This is a genomic window from Microbacterium sp. Leaf351 (assembly GCF_001423825.1).
Taxonomy (GTDB): domain Bacteria; phylum Actinomycetota; class Actinomycetes; order Actinomycetales; family Microbacteriaceae; genus Microbacterium; species Microbacterium ginsengisoli.
Map to the genome: position 1 here is coordinate 4,619 of NZ_LMPK01000037.1, position 908 is coordinate 5,526.

Below are 908 nucleotides of genomic sequence, written 5' to 3' on the forward strand. Positions count from 1 at the left end.
GATGAACGCGGCGAGGGTGAGGGCGAGGCCCTGACCGAACTGCGCGAGTGCGTCCATGCTTCATGGTCCCACCTCCGGCGCGCCCAGAGGCTGGATCGGGGAAGATGATCGAGTCGACCGTCGAGGAGTATCCATGTCGCCCCGTCCCGCCCCGCGCACCGTCACCGTCGCGCTCATCGTCGATCTCGTGCTGGTCGTGGTCTTCGCCGCGATCGGGCGCGCCAGTCACCACGAGGACGTCCTCGCGGGGCTCGTGACGACGTCGTGGCCTTTCCTGGTCGGCGCTCTCGCGGGCTGGCTCGTGACCCGCGGCTGGCGGGCGCCGCTCGCACCGGTGCGTACCGGCGTCGGCCTGTGGGTGACGACGGTCGTGATCGGGATGCTGCTGCGCGTCGTGTCCTCGCAGGGCGTCGAGCTCGCGTTCATCATCGTCGCGAGCATCGTGTTGTTCGTGTTCCTGGTGGGCTGGCGATTCGCCGTGCGCGCGATCCGCGGCGGGCGGCGCTCGACCCGTTGAGGTCCCGCGCCCCTCGACGCCGCGGCGTCGCGGGCGACCGGTGCGTCGACTAACGTATCTGCGTATGAGTGCAGATAAGCAAGGATGCGGCTTCTCGACCGAGAGTCCGTACGTCGAGCTGGCGGTCGAGGTGTTCGGGATGCTCGCCGACGCCACGCGGGTGCGCATCGTGCTCGCCCTCACGGATGCGGGAGAGCTCTCGGTGAACCACCTCGCCGACATCCTCGACAAGCCGGCCGCCGCCGTATCGCAGCACCTCGCGAAACTGCGGCTCGCGCGCATCGTCGCCACCCGTCACGAGGGCCAGCGCGTGTTCTACCGGCTGGAGAACGAACATGCGTCGCAGCTGGTGCGCGACGCGATCTTCCAGGCGGAGCACTCGCTCGGCGGC

At 69.6% G+C, this 908-nt stretch carries 2 protein-coding genes; both read left to right on the plus strand.

Translation table 11 applies throughout. The features are described from left to right. Positions 1–133: 133 nt before the first annotated feature. Positions 134–517 (plus strand): DUF3054 domain-containing protein, encoded by a 384-nt coding sequence (locus tag ASG00_RS12545; RefSeq protein ID WP_056210014.1) that lies wholly within the window; start codon positions 134–136, stop codon positions 515–517. A gap of 64 nt (positions 518–581) precedes the next feature. Continuing rightward, positions 582–908, plus strand: a 327-nt coding sequence (locus ASG00_RS12550) for an ArsR/SmtB family transcription factor (RefSeq protein WP_056210061.1), incomplete at its 3' end; no start/stop codon positions are given.